We start from the raw sequence: 15,795 nt of genomic DNA, 5'->3' as shown, positions 1-15,795 counted from the left end.
GAGCCGTACGATGCAGGTCGCTCGTCCCCCGCGTCGCCCGATCCGCGTCCTGCCGCCGAACGTCGCTGCACGGATCGCTGCTGGTGAGGTGATCGAGCGGCCAGCCTCGGTCGTCAAGGAACTCGTCGAGAACGCGCTCGATGCGGGTGCATCCCGGATCCGCATCAGCGTGCGCGGCGGCGGGCTGCACGAGATCCGCGTGAGCGACGACGGCTGTGGCATCCCTGCTGATGAACTGCCGCTCGCGCTGCAACGGCACGCCACCAGCAAGCTCGCCGAGGACGACCTGGAGCGGATCGAGACGCTCGGCTTCCGGGGCGAAGCGCTCCCCAGTATCGCGGCCGTCGCCGAGCTGACCATCGCCAGCGCGACGAGCGACGCACCGGTCGGACGTCAGCTCACGGTCCGCGGCGGCCGTATCCTGGCCGATGAGCCAATCGCGCACCCACCGGGAACGACGGTCACGGTCCGCCACCTTTTCGAGGACCTCCCAGCGCGCCTCGCTCACGTGCGCAACACACGCGCTGAGATGGCGGAGATCGCTCGCGTCGTCCAGCGCCTGGCCATCGCTGCCCCGCATGTCCGCATCGCGCTCCGTATCGAGGATCGGGTCGTCCTCCAGACCACCGGCTCGGGTGACAGGCGGGTCGTTCTCAGCGAGCTGTACGGACCCACGCTCGCCTCTTCGCTCTTGCCGTTCGGTCCGCTCAAGATCGGCGATTGCTCGTGTAGCGGGTTCGTCAGCAGTCCTGACCTCACGCGCTCGAGCCGCCGCCATCTGCACGTCGTCGTGAATGGCCGTTGGGCACAGTCCCGCACCGTGCTCGCGCTCCTCGAGGCGGCCTACCAGCCCCTCCTGCCGCGCGGCCGGCACCCTGTCCTGGTGCTCGTCATCACGGCCGACCCCGCCGCGGTCGACGTGAACATCCATCCAGCCAAACTCGAGGTCCGCCTCCGGGCCGAGCGCGAGCTGGGACAAGCCATCGCCGAGGAAGTGCGGAGCCTTCTCGCCCGCACGCCGCGTCGCTTCACCTTCCTCGAGGCTACTCCGGCCATCGATCCCGTGCGCGCGGCCATCGCAGAGACACCTCGCCCGTACGACCGACCGGAAACCGAGGAGCCGATCCTCACCCCCGCCTTTCCGCCACTGCGACTGATCGGCCAGGTGCGAGAGCGTTTACTTCTCCTGGAAGGCCCGGCCATGCTCTTGCTCGTCGACCAGCACCGCGCTCACGAGCGGGTGCTCTACGAACGGCTCGCTGCCGCTCATCCGAGCGCCGACGACACGGTACCGTTACCGGAGCCGCTCGTCATCGACGTGCGGCCAGCCTATCGCGACCGCTTCGCGCGCTGGCTGGACGAACTCGCCGCCTACGGCTTCCAGGCAGAACCGTTCGGCCCGCGCTCGTTCCTTGTGCGCACCGTCCCCGCGCTCCCTGGTGTCGTGGCTGGACCGCCGGAACTGCAGGATCTCGGTCAACCAGCGGCGCTGGCTCCAGCTCTCCTGGCCCTGCTCGAGGAATCAGAGGACGCATGGGACGACACGAGCTGGCGCGATCGCCTGCTCATCCAGCTCGCTTGCCGGTTGGCCGTACGGCGTGGGCGACCATTAGCCCGTCCGGCGATGCGCGCGCTGGTGCAGGCATGGGGAGCCACGAAGACTCCGGCGATCTGTCCGCACGGCTCGCCGATCGTCCTCCGCGTCGAGGACGAGACACTCGCTCACCAGTTCGACTGGTGAGCGAGTCACGCACGAACCGCTCGCAGCCACACGCATCCGGTTAGCGAGCCGCCCCGTCGTACGCCCGGAACACTGCAACCGCGTTCTGTCCACCGAACCCGAACGCGTTGGCGATCGCCACGCGTACCGGCATCCGTCGCGCGACGTTGGGGACGTAATCGAGATCGCACTCGGGATCTGGATGCTCGAGGTTGATGGTCGGCGGTACGATGCCGTCCCGGATCGCCAGTGCGCACACCACGCCCGAAACCGCCCCTGCAGCTCCCACCAGATGCCCGATCATGCTCTTGGGAGAGCTGATGGCGACTCGATAGGCATAGTCACCGAAGACCGCCTTGATCGCCTTGGTCTCGGTCACGTCGTTGAGCGGTGTCGAGGTCCCGTGCGCGCAGATGTAATCGACGTCGTCCGGGCCCATCCCCGCGTCGCGCAGTGCGAGTCGCATCGCCCGCGCCGCTCCCAAGCCATCCGGATCGGGCGCACTGACGTGGTAAGCGTCACCGGTAACCGCCCCACCGGCCAACTCGCAGTAGATCCGTGCCCCGCGTCGCCGGGCATGCTCCTCGGTCTCCAGGACCATCACCGCACAGCCCTCACCGAAGACGAATCCGTCTCGATCCTTGTCGAACGGCCGGCTAGCTCGCTGCGGCTCCTCGTTGCGCCGCGAGAGCGCTCCCATGTTAGCGAACGCGGTCACAGCCACCGGAGTGAGCCCAGCCTCGGTGCCTCCGGCGATCATCACGTCAGCCTCACCGAGCCGGAGCATCCGGAGCGCATCGACGAACGCCTGCGTTCCCGCGGCGCACGCCGCGACCGAGGACATGATCGGCCCGGTGATCCCGTAGACGATCGAGACCTGGCAGGCCGCCATGTTGGGCGCGAACATCGGCACGAAGAATGGGCTGACTCGACTCGGACCGCGCTGGTAGAACGTGACGACTTCGCGCTCCATCGTCTGGATACCACCGCCGCCGGTATTGATCATCACGCCGATCCGGTCGGCGTTCTCGCGCGTGATCTCCAATCCCGCATCGCGGATCGCCTCGCGGGCAGCTGCCACTGCGAACTGGGAGAAGCGATCCATGCGGCGCGCTGCCTTGAAGTCCATGAAGTCGCGGGGATCGAACCCCTTGACCTCACCGGCAATCTGCACCTCCAAATTGCTGGCGTCGAAGTGCTGGATCCGGTCGATCCCCGATTCGCCGGCCAACAGCCGGCGCCAGAACGTCGGCACATCCAGTCCGAGCGGTGTGATCGCCCCGAGCCCGGTCACGACCACGCGGTGCACACCGTCCTCCTCGTCCGTTTCTCACGACTCGAGACCGAGGTCACGCATCGAGTAGGCTTCCACGTCACGCTGGATCTTCTTGACCAGTCCGGTCAGCACTTGCCCAGGGCCGACCTCCAAGAAGGTCGTCACGCCTCGATTGGTCATCTCGCGCACGCTCGTCGTCCACTGCACGGGCTGCGCGACCTGACAGGCCAGTTCGCGCCGAATTTCTTCCACCGTGGAAAGGATGCGGCCAGTCACATTGGCCACGATCGGGATCTCTGGCTCTCGCAAGGGGATCCGCGCCAGCATCTCCGCCAAGGCGTGCGCGACCCGTTCCATGAGCGGGGAATGCGAGGCGACCATCACGCCCAGTCGCACCACGCGCTTGGCGCCTCTGCGCTGGGCCAACTCCATCGCTCGCTGGAGTGCCTGCTCCTCACCAGAAATCACCAGTTGCCCGGGTGAGTTGTCGTTCGCCACCACCACCAGCCCCAGCTCGCTTGCCTCGCGACACACCTCCTCCAGCGCGTCGCGCTCCAGTCCGATCACGGCCGCCATGCCGCCAGGACGTTCCTGACTCACCTCGCGCATCAAGCGGCCCCGCTCGCGGACCAATCGCAGCGCGTCCTCGAAGCGCAGCGCGTTGGCCGCGACCAACGCAGTGAATTCGCCCAGGCTGTGCCCGGCCACCATGGACGGCTGGAGGGAGGCCCCCAATTCGCGCAGCCGCTCGCGCAACGCTTCCAAGTAGGCCAAACTCACCGTCAAGATGGCCGGCTGAGCGTTCGCTGTATCGGCCAATTCCTCGGCTGGTCCCTCGAAGCAGAGTCGACGCAGCGGAAGCCCCAGAATTTCCTCCGCCTGGACGAAGATCCGCCGAGCCGCCTCCGAGAGCTGATGCACCCGTTGTCCCATGCCGACGTGCTGGCTTCCCTGACCCGGGAAGAGCAACCCCACGCGCTTCTGCAGGAGCTGACCGAGTTCCATCACCGCACCTCGCCCTCGCCCACCCGCTCTCCTCGCTGTTGCCGTATCGTAACACACGGTTCCCCTAGCTGTCGCACCGGGCGCTCGCCCATGTGTTCCGCTGCGACGCTTCTTCCTGCCTCCGACGCGGGCTCAGCGACAGTCGACGATCGGCGATGCACAGTCCACTCACCCGCTTTCTCCCATGCGCGCTCGGGGAATCCGGGCTCATCGAACGAGCCGCCTCCGTTTACCGAACGGTCACAGGTTCTTCACCGTTCGTCCATCGAACTGTCCCAGGTGGGCGGTATACAGCGAGTGTGACGACTGAGACGGACTCGAGAAAGGAGGATCGTTATGGCACGTCGTGCCGTCTTACCGCTCTCCCCGGCGCTCGCTGCCTGGCTCGCCAAGTGCCAGTGGGCCTGTGGAAGCAAATGTTTCACCGAACCCGTGAACCCCAGCGAGAATCCGACTTTCGAGAACGTCCTCGCCCAACGCTTGAGTCGCCGAGATCTCCTCGGTGGGGCGGCAGCTGTCGCGCTGGTACTCGCCGTGGGCCGTCACGAGTCGGCTGAGGCGAGTCAGCGCGGCCGTCTCACCTTCCGCCCGATCACGCTCAACACCCGCGACGAAGTAACCGTACCGGAGGGGTACGCGAGTGGCGTCGTTATTCGCTGGGGCGATCCCCTGCAGAGCTGGGGCCCGGAGTTCCGTTTCGGGGAACAATCTCCAGAAAGGCAAGCGCAGCAATTCGGCTACAACTGCGACTTCGTCGGTCTCTTCCTGCTCCCCGGCGGGGCTGCGTCCGGTTCTCGTGGCCTTCTCGCCGTGAACCACGAGTACACGAACCCCGAACTCATGTTCCCCGGCTATCGCGAAGGTGACCCTGAGGCCTGGCAGGTCGCCGTCGAATTGGAAGCCCACGGAGTCACCATCGTCGAGGTTCTCCAGCGGGGGCGCGGACAGTGGCACTACCTGCCCGGCTCCTCCTACAACCGGCGCATCACCGGCACTACCCGTTGCGAGCTGACCGGTCCCGCCGCTGGCTCCGATTGGATGAAGACGAGCACCGACAGCACGGGAACCGTCGTCTACGGCACCCTCAACAACTGCGCCGGTGGCAAGACCCCGTGGGGCACACTCCTGACCTGCGAGGAGAACTTCCACCAGTACTTCGGTAACTTGTCCGCCCTCTCCTCCACCGATCCGCGCTACACCGTTCACCAGCGGTACGGCATCCCAAGCGGTGCTTCCGAGCGCCGCTGGGAACGCTTCGACCGGCGCTTCGATGTCAGCAAGGAGCCGAACGAGCCGTTCCGTTTCGGCTGGGTAGTCGAGATCGATCCTTACGATCCGACCTTCGTCCCCAAGAAGCGCACCGCGCTTGGCCGCTTCAAGCACGAGGCAGCGACAGTCGTCATCGCCCGCGACGGGCGGGCCGTTGTGTACTCCGGTGACGACGAGCGCTTCGAATACATCTACAAGTTCGTCAGCGAGGGTCGCTACAACCCACGGGACCGGCGAGCCAACTTCTCACTGCTCGACTCCGGTACGCTCTACGTCGCGCGGTTCAATGCCGACGGCACCGGCGAGTGGCTACCGCTCGTCCACGGCCAAGGACCCTTGACTGAAGCTAACGGTTTCCGGTCCCAAGCCGACGTGCTCGTCAACACCCGCCGGGCTGCCGACCTGCTCGGTGCAACCAAGATGGATCGGCCGGAGGACATCGAGACCAATCCCGTCAACGGCCGCGTCTACATCGTCTGCACCAACAACGCGCGCCGCAAATGGAACCAGATCGATCCAGCCAATCCGCGCGGCGACAATCGCCACGGCCACATCATCGAACTGATCGAGAACGGTGACGCCGCTGCGACACGCTTCCGCTGGGAGATCTTCCTGCTCTGCGGCGACCCCGCGAACCCGGACGACGGGGTCTTCGCTGCCGGGTTCGACCCGAGCCTCATCAGCCCGATCTCCTGCCCGGACAACATCACCTTCGACGCGTGGGGCAACATGTGGATCGCTACCGACGGTCAGCCCGGCACGTTCCGCCGCAACGACGGCATCTATGCCGTTCCCACGAGCGGCAACGAGCGAGGATTCGTGCGGATGTTCCTGAGCGGGCCTCGCGGTTGCGAAATCTGCGGTCCCGAGTTCGCGCCCGACTTCCATACCCTCTTCTGTGCCATCCAGCATCCGGGCGAAGGAGGCACGCTCTCAGCCCCGCTCTCCAGCTGGCCGGACGGCACCGTCCCGCGCCCCAGCGTCATCGTGGTCTGGAAGGACCGCGGCGATCCTCGCATCGGAAGCTGACGTCGAGTCAGCCGGGTGGAATCGTGCAGGGCCGATTCCACCCCGGTGGGAGACTCAGTCGAGGCGGAACGGGGAGAGGCTCACCCCGTAGTCGTAGGCATCGACCCCCTCGACACGCTTCAATCCGTTCACCACGAGGTACGTCAGTGGCGTCGCCAGCGCCTCGTAGGCCGACTTCACCAGCCAGGCCGTCACCATCGTGCGGATGAGATCCGGCCCGGCCAGCGTGCCGAAGAAGGCGACCGTCACGAAGACGAGCGAATCCAATCCTTGCCCGACCAGTGTCGAGCCGATCGTCCGTACCCAGAGGAATCGCCCGTGCGTCATGAGCTTGAGACGCGAGAGCACGGCAGCATTGGCGAACTCGCCGACCAGATAGGCGAGGAAGGAGGCCGCCAGCAGACGAGGCGTGTAGCCGAGAATCCGCTCGTAGGCCGCCTGCCCGTCCCAGAAAGGAGCAGCCGGCAGATACTGGGTCGCCGCAAAAGCCGCCACGGCCAAGAGATTGCACGCGAACCCCAGCCAGATCACCAGTCGGGCACGCCGGTAGCCGTAGACCTCCGTCAAGACATCACCGAAGATGTAGGCGAGCGGAAAGACCGTGACCGTCCCGGCTGGAACGTACAGCCCCCAGACATCGACGATCTTGACGGCCACGATGTTGGAGACGATCAGCGTGGTGACGAAAACCGCCGTGATGACGACGAACCACCGGCTGTACTGGCCGGGACCCAGCTCCACAGGGATATGTCGTGAACGCATCCCCGCTTCGCGCCGCACCGCTCCGCCGCTCCTCCACCCTTCTCCATCACCGAGCCAGCACGGCCCGCCAGGCGCTCACCCCGCGGACCGCTGCTCGTATCGATCGGTCGCTCAGTCATCCCCAGCTGCGACCGGTTGTTCACCCAGAACCTCGCGGATCTTCTCCGGGCCGACCGTCTCCTCGGCGATCAGGAGGTCAGCCAAACGGTCCAGCTCTTCCCGGTGCTCACGCAGGATCCGCTCGGCCCGCTCCATCGCCTCGTTGAGCAGTCGCTGCACCGCCTGGTCCGCCCGGTCGAGTGTGCTCGTGCCGATGCTGTGGTCCTGGACGATCTCGCGCCCCAGGAAGACGTGCTGTTCACCCAGCCCGAGGTAGATGGGCCCGAGTTCCTCGCTCATCCCCCAAAGACCAACCATCCGGCGAGCGAGCTGGGTCGCCTCCTTCAGGTCGTTCTGCGCTCCGGTCGTCACCTCGTGGAACACCAGCTGCTCCGCGGCACGCCCGCCCAGGAGGACGGCCAGGCGTCCCAAGAGCTGGTTCCGCGTGTAGTTGAAGCGATCCTCCTCGGGTGCTTGCACCGTCACCCCCAGCGCCCGTCCCCGCGGCACGATGCTGATCTTGCGCAAGGGGTCCGCACCAGGGGTGAAGTAGGCGACCACCGCATGTCCCGCCTCGTGATAGGCCACCAGGCGCCGCTCCTCTTGACTCATCAGGAGCGAGCGCGTGGTCCCGAGCAGCATCTTGTCCAGCGCTTCCTCGAAATCGGAGCGATCCACGACCTGCTTCCCGCGACGCGCTGCAACCAACGCCGCCTCGTTGACCAGGTTAGCCAGGTCCGCTCCGGAAAACCCCGGCGTCGCCGCGGCCAGCCCTTCCAGATCGACGTCGGGCGCGATCGGGATACCGCGCGTGTGGATGCGCAGGATCGCGGCCCGTCCCCGCTTGTCCGGCAGCCCGACCACGACCTGCCGGTCGAACCGACCCGGACGCAGCAGCGCCGGATCCAGCACGTCCGGCCGGTTGGTAGCCGCGATGACCACCACGTCGGTGTGGGCCTCGAACCCGTCCATCTCCACCAGGAGCTGGTTCAGCGTCTGCTCCCGCTCGTCGTTCCCCACGCCCAAGCCAGCGAACCGCTGACGACCCACGGCATCCAGCTCGTCGATGAAGATGATGGATGGCGCTTGTGCCTTGGCACGCTCGAAGAGGTCACGGACGCGGCTGGCCCCGACGCCGACGAACATTTCCACGAACTCCGAGGCGCTCACGCTGAAGAACGGCACACCCGCCTCGCCGGCCACCGCCCGCGCCAGGAGCGTCTTCCCCGTACCGGGTGGACCGACCAGGAGCACGCCGCGCGGCAAGCGCGCTCCGATCCGGTGGTACTTCGCTGGGTTCTTCAAGAAGTCGACCACTTGCGCGAGTTCCGCCTTCGCCTCCTCCTCCCCCGCCACGTCCGCGAAGGTCACTTGCGGGCGCTCCACATCGTAGACCCGTGCCCGCGACCGCCCGAAGCTGAAGACGTTCTGTTGCCCCCGACTGAGATTCCGCCCCAACAGGAACAAGAGGCCGATCAGGAACACGAACGGCAGGACACTCAACAGGAGACCCGGCAAGGAAGCACCACCGGACGGCTGCACTTTCAACAACACGTTGTGCTGCTGGAGAAAGGCCGTCACCTCGGCCTGCGTATTCTCCGGGATCACCGTGCGGAAGCGCGTCACCGAACGGACCTGAGCAGGGTCCACCGTATCGGGCAATGGCTCACCCGGCAGATAGACGATGCCATTGGCCACCCGCAGCGGCTGGGTGAACTGGCCATCGATCGTCTGCCCGGACAACGTCACCGTCGAGACCAGCCCCTTCTCCACCGCGGCGACGAAACTGGAATAGGCAATCTCTGACTGCGGCCCGCTCCGCTCCGGGCGGAACACAGCGTACAGGTTGTAGAACAGGATCAGCCCCACGATGATCCACAGCAGGCCGAAGCGCGAGCCGAAGATCCCGCGCAGGGCTTTTCCGAACGGATTCGTGGAGCGCTCGCGCTGTTCGCGCGGTGTGCGGTTGCGCTCATCCATACTCGATCCCTCGATGCGACGAGCCAGGCGCTTGCTGCAGCCTCGGCCGATTCTTTTCGATTGTACTCGCTCGATCGGATACCCATCCGAACGACGCACGAGGCAGCTGCGGAAAAGCCAGCTGCCTCGCACGTGAGGAGGAGATGAGACAGGTGTGCGATGGTGGGGCCGGGAGCTTCTGGATCACCCCGGCACTGGTAAGTATGCCATCAGGCGGGTACCCGCGTCCAGCTACCGCGTGTGACGATCCGATGACAGTGCCGACCGCGCCGACAGAGCCACCCAGCTGGCAGGTCGCCATCCGCCGGCAGCCCAGCACCCGTCAGGTGCGCGAGCAGACGCCCCTCCCGTCGCCCGGATCCCACTCGGCAAGCCACCCTGCTCGCCGCACTCCTTGCCAGCGCGACTCCCGCTGTTCCCGGCCGAGCACACCCGGACTGTCCGGCAGCCCCCCGCGGCCATGACCTCTCCCGGTCCTGGCGCGAGCTCGATTCACCCGCCGGGACGCCGCTACGCCAGCCCACGTTCCCGCAAGTGCGCCAGCAACCCGGCCAAATCGAAGTAGCAGGCCTGGCGCACGATCAGCCCGTCGCGCACCGTGAAGAAGGCCGCCATCGGCTGCGTCACCCGGTCCCCCGCGTGCGTCGCTGTCGCCACCAACTCGACGGCGACCTCATCGCCGTCAGCCACCAGCGTCCGCACCGCTGCCCAGCTGTCCGGCCAGGTCGCCTCGCTCGCCTCCAGGAAAGCCCGGAGGGCCTGCTTGCCCCGGAGTTCGGTGCCGGATGGAGTCGGTCCCGGTGCCCACAGGACAATGTCATCGGCACAGTAGCCGAGCGCTGTCTCCAGGTCTCCCCGATTCAGCGCTGCCAGCACTGCCCGCACGACTGCGACCGGATCGCTCGCCTGTCCGCCCGCCTTCATCCTTCGACCGGTTCGAATTCCACCGTGAGCGTGCCCGGCTGGAGCTCGGCCGCCACGGGCCGCAGCCCCGCACGTGCCAGTCGCTCGTCCAACGCCGCTTGCAACCGGGCCGTCACGCTCTCGGCACCCATCCCCAAGCCCAATGGCCCTTCGATCCGTCCATCCTCCAGAACCAGGCGCCCATCCCGTACCACCGGTCGGGCGCGGTAGGTCGCTCCCCACCCGTAGATCCGCACGTGGAGCGCGATCCCGTCCACGTCGATCTCGGCCTGTGGGTCACTGGCCGGACGCAATTCGGCTGCGTGCTCGGCCAGCCACCGGTTGAGTTCCTCTTCAGTGACCCGTACCCTTCGATTACCGGCGACCGGCGACGTGTCCTGTCCGCTGGGCACCTCCGAGGAGGGCGCCGCCGCGACGCTGGATCTCGCCCCCGCTTCCTCGACCGGTGCGCGAGCCGGCTCGCGCGTCAAGAAGGCAGCCGCCGCCAGGACGACGACCAGCCCGACGACGAGCGTGGTGGTACATCCCAGCAAGCGACCACTCATCCCGCGACGCTGGTACCGCCGGACCGGGCGCGGTCCTCTCGGGAGCTCCGCCTGGCGCCGGAACGATCGTCCACAGGCGATACAAACGGGCCCTGGCGGCTGCTCCGTCCCACAGCTTGGACAATACATCCGCGAGCGTCCTCGCCACGCTCCTCGACCGCCGGGCAAGCATACCCTATCTCTCAACGGACGATAATGCGTCCCAGCATCTCGGGGTGGAGCGTGCACTCATAGTCGTAGACTCCTGGCTCGCGGAGCGTGACCGAGTACGAGCCGCCCGGCTCGATGAACTCGCTCTCGAAAGAGCGGTTCTTCGCCGCCACCGTATGCGTCGTCGGCGAGACGTTGCGCCAGACAACGGTCGTGCTGGCAGCGACGGTAACCTCGGCCGGCTGGAAACCGAAGTTCACCACCGCGATCTCGACCGTTCCCCCTTCCGCAACAGTCGGGATCGCCGTCGGCGCAGCCGCCCCAGGTGCCGGGCTGAGAGCTTGCGGTGCGCTCGGTGAAGCAGCAGCGGCAGGGGTCGGTACGCTCGTGGCGTACCCCGGGCCATAGTCGTAGGGTCCGCCGTACCCTGAACCACTGGCCCCACTGGGCACGGTGCCGCTGTTCGGGCGCCCACCACATCCGGCGACCAAGAGCACCGCGAGGACAGCGACGATCGGCCAGGAGCGACGCATCACCGAACCCCTTCTAGCGTCGGACCAGCCGCAGACCGAACCCACTAGCGACGAAGAGGAGACCTGACAGCAGCGCCGCTGCGATCGACCAGCCCGGCAGCGCGTGCGGCCCTGCACCGGTGGCTGGCGCCACTTGGGCCCGGATCTCACCGCAGGCCACGTAGGTGCTGATCTCCTGCTGCGACTTGTGCACGTTGATCGCGAACTGACCAGCGAGGAGATCAGTCAAAGGCACATCGACCACCGTTTCCGATCGTCCGTCCATCAGGCTCTGCAACGGATAACGTGGCTTCGGGTTCAAGTTCGCGCACGTCCCCTCGTGGATGTGCGCCGGTTGTGCGACGCCAGCTGGCGGGTTGGAGAGCGTCACCACCACTCGTGTCTGGTTTCCCATCGCCGTGAGCACCGCTGTACCGGATTGCCCCGAACCGCTCTGCTCGCCGAGCGGGATCGTCACCGACTCCTGCGCCACCACCGGCAGCGCGAAGACGGCCAGCGCGACCAGCACCAGAACCATCGCCCGTCCGAACAGCTGCATAACTTCCTCCCTCGCTTCTCTCGGTAACCGTCCATCAGCCATACGGGCGAGCGAGCCTTCCGGATTGCGCTGCGTACGACCGGACGCACGGCCACATCACTCGTCAGCGCGGCCGACGGGAACCACGTCGCCGCGATCACGCCAGCTACCTCGAGCACGAACCGCCCGGCCGGTGCGACGGGCAGACTAGTGGTATACTTTCCAGTTGGCCGCGTCGCAGCGGCCAACTGGAGGAGCGAGGCGTGGCGATCGTTCTCAAGCGTCCCGAGCAGATCCGCCTCATGCGCGAGGCTGGCAAGATCGTCGCCGAAGTCCTAGCCACGCTCGCCGAGACGGTCCGCCCCGGTATCACCACGGCCGAACTCGACCGGATCGCCGAGCGGATCATTCGCCGGCACGGTGCGGTGCCCTCCTTCAAGGGCTACCGCGGCTTCCCGGCCTCCATCTGCGTGTCGGTCAACGAGGAAGTCGTGCACGGCATCCCCGGCTCGCGCATGCTCGCCGAGGGGGATATCGTCGGGATCGATGTCGGTGCCCGCTACCGCGGCTACCATGGGGACGCGACGATCACCGTTCCCGTGGGGCGGGTTTCCCCGGAGGCCGAGAAGCTCCTGCGCGTCTGCCGCGAAGCGCTGGAGATCGGCATCGCCCAGGCGCATGCCGGTCGGCGACTGACCGATATTTCCCACGCTATCCAGCAGCACGTCGAGGCACACGGCTTCTCGGTCATCCGTAACCTGTACGGACATGGGATCGGCCGCAGCCTGCACGAGGAACCGATGCTTCCGCACTACGGTCCCCCCGGTCAGGGACCCCTTCTCCGGCCCGGTATGGTCATCACCATCGAGCCGATGATCGCCGCTGGCCGACCGGAGACCCGTGTCCTCCCCGATCGCTGGACAGTCGTTACGGCGGACGGCAGTCTCTCCGCCCAGTTCGAGCACACCGTCGCCATCACCGAGAACGGCCCGGAGATCCTCACCCTGCCCTAATCGTCAGCCAGCAGGGTACTCGCGCGTGCCGTGCGCCCTCGCCAGGCCGACCAACCGGCTCGCCCCTGGACGACCGCCATCCCCAACAGGATGAGGATGATGCCGACCAGCAGGCGCCAGCCCACCGGTTCACCGAGCACCAGCCAGCCCAGCGTGACTCCCACCGGCGGCATCAGATACGTCGCCAGGGAAGCGATCACCGCGCCGGCAGCCGCGATCAGCCGGTAATAGAGCACGTAGGCCAAGCCGCTGCTGGCGACTCCCAGGGCGAGGAGGGAGAGGATTTCCACGGGACCCGGGCGCAGCGCGGCGAGATCCTCGGTCGCGAGCGCCGGCGGAAGCAGGATCAGCGCGGCCAGCGCGATCTGGCCAGCGGCCAAAGCCAGCGGCGCCCCGCGCAGGAAACGGCGCGCATAGGCGAAACCCAGACCGTAGCAGGCGCTGGAAGCCAGCACGGCCAGTTGACCCTGTGTCGAAGCGGCGCCCACTGCCGCCAGGTCCGCCCCGCTGAGGACGGCCACACCGAGAAAGCCGAGCGTCAGGCCGATCGCTTTGGCCTGGGTGAGCCGTTCGGCTCGGAAGATCAGCACGGCGAAGAGGACCGTGAAGAACGGTGTCGTGGCGTTCAGGACGGACGCGAGGCCGGAATCGATGTGCTGCTCGCTCCAGGCGATCAGCAGGAATGGCACGACGTTCCCGATCACCGCCATGAGCGCGAGGTGCAGCCACACTGCCCGTGACGGCCATGGCTGACGGGTCACCCACCGCACGGCGAGCAGCACCAGCGCGCCGAGGAGAAGACGCCCCTCGACCAGGGCGAGCGGTGGGATGCCCGCCACCGCAAGCTTGATGAAGAGGTAGGAACTCCCCCAGATCGTCCCCAGGAGAACCAGCTGGACGAGCTGACCTCGCGTCACCGCTCCACCCCCGCGGCTCACCAGCCGCAGTATACGGCTCGTTTTTCGCTCAGCACCGCACCCCGTGCTGGCACGCCGAAGCAGCTGGTCCCGCACCAGCCGGTGGAAGCTCGCCGGCACGATGGACTAGCCAGCAGTGCTGGTCGGACGCTGGGGAACAGGAAGCGGGCCCGGGAGTCCTCCCGAGCCCGCTCGTGAGCTTCGCTGGTCGATCGCGGAGATCAGCGCATCGCGCGGCGGCGTCGTGCCTCGAGCGCAAATCCGGTCGCCGCCAGCACGCTACCGGCCAAGCCGAGCAACCCGACCAGAATGCTCCCACCCGGACCACCGCCCGTCTTGGGCAGGACCTGCCCGGCCGCCGCAGGCGGCTGCGGTGTCTGGGTCGGCTCGGCCGTCGCCGGCAACGCCTCGCTCACCGACGTCGGCGTCGCCGTGGCACCGGCCGACTCGCTCGCCGGCGTGGTCACCGGGCTCGGGGTCGCGCGCGGCGGTGTGGGTGTCGCGCGCGGCGGGGTCCGCGTCGGCTCCGGTGACCCGACCGGCGTGGTCACCGGGGTTGGGGTCGCGCGCGGCGGTGTGGGTGTCGCGCGCGGCGGGGTCCGTGTCGGCTCCGGCGTCCCGACCGGCGTCGTGACCTGGGTGGGTGTCGCGGTCGGCGTCGGTGTCGGCGTCGGCGTCGCGGTCGGCTCCGGCGTCCCGACCGGCGTCGTGACCTGGGTGGGTGTCGCGGTCGGCGTCGGTGTCGGCGTCGGCGTCGCGGTCGGCTCCGGCGTCGGCGTCGCGGTCGGCTCCGGCGTCCCGACCGGCGTCGTCACCTGGGTCGGTGTCGACGTGGAGCGGACGCACTTAGCATGACTGAGATTGAACTGGCCATCCCACCCCGCATAGATCGTCGCCCAGGCATCGATCAGCGTCTCGGGGCTACTCGTATAGTAGGTGTAGTGCGCTGTACCGCCAGTGAACTTGTCCAACCCGATCGTTACGGTCCCAGCGTTTTGGAACTGCGCAGTGATCGATCCCGGGGCGAGGCTACTATTCGCAATCTGCGTGATGACGAAGTGCCACTCGATCTCTTCATCCTTCTTGCAAGACTTCTGGTAATTCTGATGGCTAGCCTTGATCGAGATCGGCTTCGTGCCGCTCGGCGTCGGTGTCGCCGTTGGGGTCGGGGTCGGTGTCTTCGAAGGCTTCGCCACGGCTTCACCCGATCCGAGCGCGAGCGCCAAGCTCGCGACCAGGAGCGCGAGGCTCAGAAAGGTCGCGACCCAGGTTATCGTGCTTCGTGGCTTCCCATTCTGGTTCGTCTGTCGATTCATCACTGTCCCCCTCTCGCAGGAGTACATCGACACGTGGTATCGCTTGCTCCCTGCCTCCTCTCGCTTCCCAGAAAACACGCACCCGACCAGGATATCCCGGCCGGGTGCGCCACTGGCTCCACGCTGCCCACTGGCGCCCAACGCTCAGGCAGCGCTTCTTCGCCTCCGGGGTGTCGGTCCGTCAGGAGTTCCGGGGGATCATTCCTCCCCCGATCGTCCTATTCCTAGCATATGCGATCGCATGACCAGAAGCAAGGTACGAAAGTACCACTCCGCGGACGAGCTGTGAGCACGAACTGGTCAGTTGCGCTCACCACCTCAGGCCGCTCGCTCGACCCGCGGGGCACGTTCCACTAGCCGCGCCAGAAGCTCCTGGAGCTGGTCCTCTCGGAAGCTGCCTACGAACTCGCGGTCGCGCACGTAAAAGCGAACGTCGAACGGCACCGCGTCCCGCAGCTGGGCGACCTGCCACCAGTCGTACAACCGCCGGACCCACTCGAAACCGGTCGCCTCGATCCGTAAGAGCGCCACTGCCTCGCCCTGCAGGTACGCTAACGCTTCCCCGAAGTAGACTCGGGCTTCACCGGTCGACTCGACGAGCTGACGCAACTCGTCGTAGCGCAAGGGCGCCGACCGGACCGTCAGCACCCAGGCGCCCGGCGTCCGCGGTTCGCTCACCTTCTCTTTAGGTTGAAAGCGTCGGCCCCGCCACCACTGCACCATTGTCTACCCCCTCGCCT

General features: G+C 67.0%; 14 protein-coding genes and 1 riboswitch. Of the genes, 3 read left to right on the top strand and 11 right to left on the bottom strand.

Annotated features, from left to right (window positions below; translation table 11 throughout):
* Nucleotides 1-10 precede the first annotated feature (10 nt).
* The gene (gene mutL, locus TRD_RS11220) at nucleotides 11-1,741 is read left to right on the top strand and encodes a DNA mismatch repair endonuclease MutL (RefSeq protein ID WP_012642837.1); all 1,731 of its coding nucleotides are present in this window, start codon (nucleotides 11-13) and stop codon (nucleotides 1,739-1,741) included.
* Nucleotides 1,742-1,781: 40 nt separating this feature from the next.
* Here the strand turns inward: mutL and fabF are convergent, their stop codons facing one another.
* The gene (gene fabF / locus TRD_RS11215; RefSeq protein WP_012642981.1) at nucleotides 1,782-3,029 is read right to left on the bottom strand and encodes a beta-ketoacyl-ACP synthase II; all 1,248 of its coding nucleotides are present in this window, start codon (nucleotides 3,027-3,029) and stop codon (nucleotides 1,782-1,784) included.
* Nucleotides 3,030-3,050: 21 nt separating this feature from the next.
* The gene (gene fabD, locus TRD_RS11210) at nucleotides 3,051-4,001 is read right to left on the bottom strand and encodes an ACP S-malonyltransferase (RefSeq protein WP_012642458.1); all 951 of its coding nucleotides are present in this window, start codon (nucleotides 3,999-4,001) and stop codon (nucleotides 3,051-3,053) included.
* A 336-nt stretch (nucleotides 4,002-4,337) separates the two neighbouring features.
* Between fabD and TRD_RS11205 the strand changes: the two genes are divergently transcribed.
* Entirely contained in the window at nucleotides 4,338-6,299 is a 1,962-nt protein-coding gene (locus TRD_RS11205) for a PhoX family protein (protein WP_012643000.1), read from the top strand.
* A 54-nt stretch (nucleotides 6,300-6,353) separates the two neighbouring features.
* On the opposite strand, the gene TRD_RS11200 is transcribed toward TRD_RS11205, so the two are convergent.
* The 6 genes from TRD_RS11200 to TRD_RS15010 all read right to left on the bottom strand — a co-directional run bounded on the left by TRD_RS11200 (nucleotide 6,354) and on the right by TRD_RS15010 (nucleotide 11,830).
* Nucleotides 6,354-7,061: a queuosine precursor transporter gene (locus tag TRD_RS11200; protein WP_052294158.1), complete on the bottom strand. Its 708-nt coding sequence runs from the start codon at nucleotides 7,059-7,061 to the stop codon at nucleotides 6,354-6,356.
* Nucleotides 7,062-7,172: 111 nt separating this feature from the next.
* Nucleotides 7,173-9,272: an ATP-dependent zinc metalloprotease FtsH gene (ftsH, locus tag TRD_RS11195; RefSeq protein WP_012642903.1), complete on the bottom strand. Its 2,100-nt coding sequence runs from the start codon at nucleotides 9,270-9,272 to the stop codon at nucleotides 7,173-7,175.
* 378 nt (nucleotides 9,273-9,650) lie between these two features.
* Nucleotides 9,651-10,064, bottom strand: coding sequence for a nuclear transport factor 2 family protein (locus tag TRD_RS11190; RefSeq protein ID WP_012642780.1), 414 nt, complete (start codon nucleotides 10,062-10,064; stop codon nucleotides 9,651-9,653).
* Complete coding sequence (locus tag TRD_RS11185) at nucleotides 10,061-10,609, bottom strand: hypothetical protein (protein ID WP_012642659.1); 549 nt, start codon at nucleotides 10,607-10,609, stop codon at nucleotides 10,061-10,063. Before TRD_RS11185 ends, TRD_RS11190 begins: the two co-directional genes overlap by 4 nt.
* 182 nt (nucleotides 10,610-10,791) lie before the next feature.
* Nucleotides 10,792-11,292, bottom strand: a complete 501-nt coding sequence (locus tag TRD_RS13920) for a cupredoxin domain-containing protein (RefSeq protein ID WP_012642713.1) — start codon at nucleotides 11,290-11,292, stop codon at nucleotides 10,792-10,794.
* Between the two features lie 13 nt (nucleotides 11,293-11,305).
* Entirely contained in the window at nucleotides 11,306-11,830 is a 525-nt protein-coding gene (locus tag TRD_RS15010; protein WP_012642595.1) for a CHRD domain-containing protein, read from the bottom strand.
* A gap of 242 nt (nucleotides 11,831-12,072) precedes the next feature.
* Between TRD_RS15010 and map the strand changes: the two genes are divergently transcribed.
* Nucleotides 12,073-12,822, top strand: a complete 750-nt coding sequence (gene map / locus TRD_RS11170; RefSeq protein ID WP_012642796.1) for a type I methionyl aminopeptidase — start codon at nucleotides 12,073-12,075, stop codon at nucleotides 12,820-12,822.
* On the opposite strand, the gene TRD_RS11165 is transcribed toward map, so the two are convergent.
* The 3 genes from TRD_RS11165 to TRD_RS11155 all read right to left on the bottom strand — a co-directional run bounded on the left by TRD_RS11165 (nucleotide 12,819) and on the right by TRD_RS11155 (nucleotide 15,778).
* Nucleotides 12,819-13,739, bottom strand: coding sequence for a DMT family transporter (locus TRD_RS11165; RefSeq protein ID WP_041437665.1), 921 nt, complete (start codon nucleotides 13,737-13,739; stop codon nucleotides 12,819-12,821). The genes map and TRD_RS11165 overlap by 4 nt on opposite strands.
* A 221-nt stretch (nucleotides 13,740-13,960) precedes the next feature.
* Nucleotides 13,961-15,055: a hypothetical protein gene (locus TRD_RS15005; RefSeq protein ID WP_041437299.1), complete on the bottom strand. Its 1,095-nt coding sequence runs from the start codon at nucleotides 15,053-15,055 to the stop codon at nucleotides 13,961-13,963.
* 89 nt (nucleotides 15,056-15,144) lie between these two features.
* A riboswitch (cyclic di-GMP riboswitch) is annotated at nucleotides 15,145-15,231 on the bottom strand.
* A gap of 142 nt (nucleotides 15,232-15,373) precedes the next feature.
* Entirely contained in the window at nucleotides 15,374-15,778 is a 405-nt protein-coding gene (locus tag TRD_RS11155) for a hypothetical protein (RefSeq protein ID WP_012643255.1), read from the bottom strand.
* Nucleotides 15,779-15,795: the final 17 nt, after the last annotated feature.

Origin of the sequence: Thermomicrobium roseum DSM 5159 (genome assembly GCF_000021685.1) — a bacterium.
GTDB lineage: Bacteria > Chloroflexota > Chloroflexia > Thermomicrobiales > Thermomicrobiaceae > Thermomicrobium > Thermomicrobium roseum.
Note: the sequence above shows the minus strand (reverse complement) of the source record. Positions and strands in the feature narration are given on the sequence as shown.

Coding starts and splice junctions, on each gene's coding strand:
- TRD_RS11205 (WP_012643000.1), top strand. CDS start 4,338: ATGGCACGTCGTGCCGTCTTACCGCTCTCCCCGGCGCTCGCTGCCTGG.
- fabD (WP_012642458.1), bottom strand. CDS start 4,001: ATGGAACTCGGTCAGCTCCTGCAGAAGCGCGTGGGGTTGCTCTTCCCG.
- mutL (WP_012642837.1), top strand. CDS start 11: ATGCAGGTCGCTCGTCCCCCGCGTCGCCCGATCCGCGTCCTGCCGCCG.
- TRD_RS13920 (WP_012642713.1), bottom strand. CDS start 11,292: ATGCGTCGCTCCTGGCCGATCGTCGCTGTCCTCGCGGTGCTCTTGGTC.
- TRD_RS11155 (WP_012643255.1), bottom strand. CDS start 15,778: ATGGTGCAGTGGTGGCGGGGCCGACGCTTTCAACCTAAAGAGAAGGTG.
- TRD_RS11190 (WP_012642780.1), bottom strand. CDS start 10,064: ATGAAGGCGGGCGGACAGGCGAGCGATCCGGTCGCAGTCGTGCGGGCA.
- TRD_RS15005 (WP_041437299.1), bottom strand. CDS start 15,055: ATGAATCGACAGACGAACCAGAATGGGAAGCCACGAAGCACGATAACC.
- TRD_RS15010 (WP_012642595.1), bottom strand. CDS start 11,830: ATGCAGCTGTTCGGACGGGCGATGGTTCTGGTGCTGGTCGCGCTGGCC.
- TRD_RS11185 (WP_012642659.1), bottom strand. CDS start 10,609: ATGAGTGGTCGCTTGCTGGGATGTACCACCACGCTCGTCGTCGGGCTG.
- TRD_RS11200 (WP_052294158.1), bottom strand. CDS start 7,061: ATGCGTTCACGACATATCCCTGTGGAGCTGGGTCCCGGCCAGTACAGC.